The following is a 265-nucleotide window of genomic DNA, read 5'->3' on the forward strand; positions in this document are numbered from 1 at the left end:
CGACCGGACCGAACAGCTGCGCAAGCTCGAGATGCTTTTCGGGTGTCAGGTCCTGACCGCGGAACAGCAGTGCCGAGTGCTCTTCGAAAAGCGCCCGGAGTTCGGGAAAAAGCGACCCCGCGCTCACGGTCGTCAGGTTCAGGCCCGTCACTTCCACGCCGAAGGTCGGATTCAGCGGGACCAGGTCAAACTGTGTCATTGGCGTTTCTCCAGACAAGTCATTCAGGGTTGGTCGAGCGCTGCAAGGCCTCGATCTTGTCGGCGG

General features: G+C 61.1%; 1 protein-coding gene. It reads right to left on the reverse strand.

The window, feature by feature from the left end; translation table 11 throughout:
- A partial coding sequence (locus tag JI667_RS21605) for a TauD/TfdA dioxygenase family protein (protein WP_206858520.1) occupies window positions 1–199 on the reverse strand: 199 nt, incomplete at its 3' end.
- Between the last annotated feature and the right edge of the window lie 66 nt (window positions 200–265).

The sequence above is a fragment of the Bacillus sp. NTK074B genome (assembly GCF_017303375.1).
Taxonomy (GTDB): Bacteria; Bacillota; Bacilli; order Bacillales; family Bacillaceae_B; genus Rossellomorea.